The organism is Pseudomonas sp. Pseusp97 (assembly GCF_047304025.1).
GTDB lineage: Bacteria > Pseudomonadota > Gammaproteobacteria > Pseudomonadales > Pseudomonadaceae > Pseudomonas.
The window spans coordinates 1-4960 of record NZ_JBGLYK010000310.1; the positions used below are offsets into that span (position 1 = coordinate 1).

A 4960-nucleotide genomic window follows, 5' to 3' on the forward strand; every position below is an offset into this window, starting at 1 on the left:
GGGGGACCCCACCCCGCCGCCCCGGGTGGCCCCCCTCCCTTAAACCCGGGGGCGCGCCCCCCCCCCCCCCCCCCCCCCCCCCCCTCGGGGGGGGGGGGGGGGGGAGAGGGAAACTCCGAGCACGGACCTTCAGAGAAAGACAGTTGCTCCTACGCGGGGATTGAACCTTGGGCAGGAGCGGACTCCGTCCGCGATAGGCATGGACGGCACGGACTCAATCCAGAAACAAAAACGGCGCGATCGCATGAAGCGCTCGCGCCGTTGTCGGGTATCCCTTCGCTCAGGCCGTAACGGCTTTCTGCTCGTGGGCGTTGTGCAGCACTTCGATCAGGCAGTCTTCCAGTTCGAAGCGTTCGTGCAGTTGCTGCCGCAGGTTCTTCAGCTCGCTGGTCAGGCAGGTGCCTTCGCGGCAGTCGCCGTTGTCGCAGCGGTCGTTGAAGTTCAGCGCATTGGCGGTGATGGTTTCCAGCCGCGGGTAGATCTGCTTGGCCAGTTCCAGGCCGCGCGTATCGCCGAAGGCCTGGGCCTCGTTCATCAGCTGTTCGTAGACTTCGAAGTGGCCCGCCGACACGTAGTCGAGCAGGAGCTGGCAGAAGTTCTGGAGATTATCGGCGTTGGTCTTCGGCGCCTGGACACCGTCCAGGGAATCGAATGCCCGGACCAATTCATGTCGATCCCGCAACCAGCGGTCGATCAGCTGGTGTACGCCTCCCCAACGTTCCTGGGCATTACGGCAGCTCTCGAGCATGTTGTCCTCACTTCCCTTTTCGCCGTCCCGGCTAGGTCCGCCCCGGGACAATATTCTGTCGATTCTCGACGTCCGCGATGTGTGAAGCTTGTTCGGCGGCGGCTTTCCGACGGAGTGGAAAACCAGAGTATGCCCGCCCGTTACTGCCTTCAAGACACCCGCAGCGGGAAAATTCATACGAGCGTTTAATCGATAGACCGCGACGCCTCTGGCCTGCGCCGATGCGGCAGAGGCCATGGCGAATTGAGATGCGACGCTCAGCCGCGGCGGCGGAAGAACTGCACGATGGCGAACAGGGCGAAGCCGATGAAGGCCAGCAGGCTCCACTCCGCAATGCTCATGCCCAGTAGCGTCCAGGTGACCTCGGCACAATCGGCCGAACCGTGGAACATGGTGTAGAGGATCTGCGTGTAGGGCATGCTCTCGAGCATGAAATCCAGCGGCGGCAGGCAGGACGGCAGCTGGTCCGGCGGCAGGGTCTGCAGCCAGAGCTGGCGACCTGCAGTGCCGGCGCCGCCCAGGGCGCTGAGCAGGATCAGCACCGAGTACACGCGCGGCGCACGACCGTGCAGCGCAGCGATCAGCGAGAACAGGCCGCAGCCGGCGAAGAAGATGCGCTGCAGGATGCACAGCGGGCAGGGTTCCAGCCCGACCACGTACTGCAGGTAGAAGCCGGTGCCGAGCAGGGCGACGCAGGCGAGGAAGGCAAGGAAGAACAGGGAACGAGGGCTGGCCAGGTTCATGGCGGCTCCGCTGAAAAGCGCTGTTGCACGAAAGGCCGCTACGGTAGAGGAAACACGGCGATCAGTTCAAGGCGAGTGTCTAGACTGGCCGTGGCACTCATCCGGGAATTCCTGCCATGCGTCGTCATTTCCTGCTTTGCTCGCTGCTTTCCCTGACAGCAGCGCCTGCCAATGCCGCCCCCGATCTCAGCCAGATCCGACTCCCCGAAGGTTTCCATATCAGCCTGCTCACCGACCAGGTTCCAGGCGCGCGCGCCATGGCCTGGGGCGACAAGGGCACGCTGTTCGTGGGCAGCCGCTCCAGCGACAAGGTCTATGCGGTGAAGCCGGACGGACAGGTCACGGCGCTCGCCGATGGCCTGCAGATGCCCGTGGGCGTCACCTTCCACAAGGGCGACCTGTATGTCTCGTCGATCAACCGCATCGTCGTGCTGCGCGACATCGAGGCCCACCTCGATGCTCCACCCAAGGCGGAGGAACTGCCGACGCAGTTTCCGAAGGAAACCGCGCATGGCTGGAAGTTCATTGCCTTCGGCCCGGACGACAAGCTCTACGTACCGGTCGGCGCCCCCTGCAATATCTGCCGCCCGGACCGCGAGCAGTACGCCAACCTGCAGCGCATGAACGCAGATGGCGGCGAGCGGGAAGTGGTCGCCTACGGCATCCGCAATACGGTCGGCTTCACCTGGCATCCGCAGAACGGGCAGCTGTGGTTCACCGACAACGGGCGCGACCTGCTCGGCGACGACAAGCCCGATGACGAGCTGAACAAGGTCAGCAGGGTGGGCGAGGACTTCGGTTATCCCGACTGTCACCAGGGCGATATCGCCGACCCAGAGGAAGGCAAGAAACCTTGCTCCGCCTTCACCCCGCCAGTCGCCAAGCTGGGCCCGCACGTGGCCGCGCTGGGGCTGCGCTTCTACACGGGCGAGCAGTTCCCCGCCGAGTACCGCAACAACCTGTTCATCGCCGAACATGGATCGTGGAATCGCACACAGAAGATCGGCTACCGGGTAAAGCGCGTTGAGCTCAACGAGGATGGGACGCTGAAGCGCCAGAGTGTGTTCGCCCAAGGCTGGCTCGACAAGGACGGCGCGGTTCACGGGAGGCCGGCAGACGTGCTGGTGGCGCCGGACGGCTCGCTGCTGGTCAGCGATGACCAGAATGGAGCCATCTATCGCATCAGCTATGGCAAACCCTGACAAGGAAAACGGCGCCCGCGGGAGCCGTTTTCACTTCCATCATCGACGCGGGTCAGGCCCGCACGGCGACCGCTAGCGAGACCGGCGGAGCGAGCAGCCCAAGGCCTTCCTGGAACAGCTGGTTGCTGCGTTCCACCTCGCCCAGCTGCGCCAGCAGGCGCGCCAGCTCGGCACAGGTTTCGGCGCTGCGCTGGCGGCCCAGGCTGGCTTCCAGATACTCGCGCGCCTTGCCCCACAGTTTGTTCTGCAGGCTCAGGCGACCGAGGGTGAGCAGCAGCTCGGGATCTTCGCCATGCTGCTTGAGCCAGCCTTCGGCAGTCTTCAACTGATGCGCTGCATCGCGGCCACGGGCGCGGCCATAGAGATGCACCAGGCGGCTGTCATAGCCCTCCTTGAGCGCCTTGCGCAGCACATCCTCGGCCTCTTCCGGTGCACCCAGGCGCAGCAGCTGCTCGGCATAAGCGGCTACCAGCGGAGGCTGGGCGCGAAGGTTGGAAGGCACGTTCTGCCAACGCTGGGTCAGCGGCTGCAGGCTGCTTTCGCCCTGGCCGATACCCTGCTCGCCCGCCTCGCCCAGCGCGGCCATCCAGGTGCGGCGCTCCAGATCCGCCAGCTCGGCGTTCTGCAGCACGCGCTCCTTGCGCAGCTCGGGTAGCAGCACGCACAGCGCCTGCCATTCGTGGAGACTGACGTAGAGCTGCTGGAGCAGCCGTAGCACGGTCGGATGACGCGGGTGATCCTGGTGCAGCTTGTCCAGCACCACGCGGGCACGGGTGAAGTCGCCACGGTTGATCAGCAGCTGTGCACGGGTCAGGCCCACGGCGAGTTCGGCGCCCGGTTCGCGCTGCTGGGCACGATCGAGCAGCTCGTCGCATTCCTCGGTCTTGCCCAGCTCGTTGGCCGCACGGGCGGCGCCCAGGTAATGCGGCAGCGGGCGATCACTCAACTCGGCAGCGCGGCGCAGGTGACGCAGCGCCTGCGCCCAGTGGCCTTCGGCGAGGTCGCGCTGACCGTGCTCCTCGGCCAGCTGCGAGCGACGGCGACGGTTGAAGCGCGACCAGGGATTCACCACGCGGCCCGACACGCCCAGCAGGCGCAGCACCAGGCGCACGGCGAGATAGATCACCCAGAGCAGCGCCAGCAGCGCGAGGAAGGTCCAAAGGCTCGATTCGTAGCGGAAGCTCTTGTAGGCGATCAGCACGTAGCCGGCCTGTTCCGCGATGGCCAGCCCGACCAGGGTGGCCGCCAGGACCACGGCAAGGATCAGCACATAGACACGGCTCATGGCTGGGTCCCCGCGGCCGGCGCCACCGCCTCCTGCTGCTGCACCGCGTTTTCGCGGCGCGACAGGTAGGCCTGCAGCGAGCTCAGGGCCGGGCCGAGGTCCGGCGTCTGCACGGTGACGGCCTGGCCACCGAGTTCATCCAGGCGCGCAAGCAGAGCGCGGCTGTCGGCGAGGTCGGCGTTGAAGAAGTCGCCGATGATCTGTTTGGCCTGCTTCAAGGCCTGCTCGTAGACGTCCTGCTTGCCATTCAGCGTGGCCCATTGCGCCTGTTCCAGGGCGAGGCTCAGGGCGAGGCGAACGCGATCCAGCTGCTGCCCGGAGAGCAGCGGGCGGATGTCCTGGCCTGCGTTGAAGTCGATGCGCACGTACTGCGAGACACGATCCCACCACTCGCTCCAGCGATCGTTGCCGTCGCTCCAGGCGGTCTTCGGACCGGCGCCGGCGTCGGAGGGTTTGAAGGCGGGATTCAGCGGTTGCAGCTGGGCCGCCTGGTCGCGCAGCGCGCCCAGTTGCAGGAACAGCCCGGTGCGGTCCGGACGCGGCAGCGCACGCAGCGCTTCGAGGCTCTTGGCCAGTTGCGCGCGCGCGGCAAAGGCGCCCGGATCGTTGTTCACACGAAGGATGTCGTCCGCGCCCTGGACCAGCTCGGTGGCGCTGTCGATATCCTGCAGCGCGGAGAGACGCAGCGCTGCCAGGCGCAGCAGGTGTTCGGATTCGGCCAGGCGCCACTGCTGGCGGCTCTGCCCCAGCACCTGCTTGACCTGCTTGGCCAGCTGCTGCTGATCACCCTGCAACTCCACCACCAGGCGGCGACGGGCTTCGAGCTCATCGGGGTTGGGCAGGCTATCCAGGCGTTTGTTCAGCGCCGCGTTGGCGCCCTGGACGGCCTGCGCCTGCGCGCGGGCGTCTTCCAGCTGCGCGGCGCGTTGCTGCTCGGCGCCCTTGAGCTGCTGGACCTGCCAGACGCCCCAGCCGCCTGCGG

The 4960-nt window shown here is 66.4% G+C and carries 5 protein-coding genes; 1 reads left to right on the forward strand and 4 read right to left on the reverse strand.

Annotation, left to right across the window (positions count from 1 at the left end):
* Positions 1-280 precede the first annotated feature (280 nt).
* Complete coding sequence (gene rsd, locus ACCC94_RS27730) at positions 281-748, reverse strand: sigma D regulator (RefSeq protein ID WP_413352803.1); 468 nt, start codon at positions 746-748, stop codon at positions 281-283.
* 257 nt (positions 749-1005) lie between these two features.
* Positions 1006-1491 carry a disulfide bond formation protein B gene (locus ACCC94_RS27735; RefSeq protein WP_138213202.1) on the reverse strand — a complete coding sequence of 162 codons (486 nt, stop codon included), beginning with the start codon at positions 1489-1491 and terminating at the stop codon, positions 1006-1008.
* 116 nt (positions 1492-1607) lie between these two features.
* Between ACCC94_RS27735 and ACCC94_RS27740 the strand changes: the two genes are divergently transcribed.
* Positions 1608-2693, forward strand: a complete 1086-nt coding sequence (locus tag ACCC94_RS27740) for a PQQ-dependent sugar dehydrogenase (protein WP_413352804.1) — start codon at positions 1608-1610, stop codon at positions 2691-2693.
* A gap of 52 nt (positions 2694-2745) precedes the next feature.
* On the opposite strand, the gene ACCC94_RS27745 is transcribed toward ACCC94_RS27740, so the two are convergent.
* Both ACCC94_RS27745 and ACCC94_RS27750 read right to left on the reverse strand, forming a co-directional pair.
* Positions 2746-3978, reverse strand: coding sequence for a heme biosynthesis HemY N-terminal domain-containing protein (locus ACCC94_RS27745; RefSeq protein WP_413352805.1), 1233 nt, complete (start codon positions 3976-3978; stop codon positions 2746-2748).
* Positions 3975-4960, reverse strand: a 986-nt coding sequence (locus ACCC94_RS27750) for a uroporphyrinogen-III C-methyltransferase (protein ID WP_413352806.1), incomplete at its 5' end; no start/stop codon positions are given. The genes ACCC94_RS27750 and ACCC94_RS27745, both read right to left, overlap by 4 nt.

Coding starts and splice junctions, on each gene's coding strand:
- ACCC94_RS27745 (WP_413352805.1), bottom strand. CDS start 3,978: ATGAGCCGTGTCTATGTGCTGATCCTTGCCGTGGTCCTGGCGGCCACC.
- rsd (WP_413352803.1), bottom strand. CDS start 748: ATGCTCGAGAGCTGCCGTAATGCCCAGGAACGTTGGGGAGGCGTACAC.
- ACCC94_RS27735 (WP_138213202.1), bottom strand. CDS start 1,491: ATGAACCTGGCCAGCCCTCGTTCCCTGTTCTTCCTTGCCTTCCTCGCC.
- ACCC94_RS27740 (WP_413352804.1), top strand. CDS start 1,608: ATGCGTCGTCATTTCCTGCTTTGCTCGCTGCTTTCCCTGACAGCAGCG.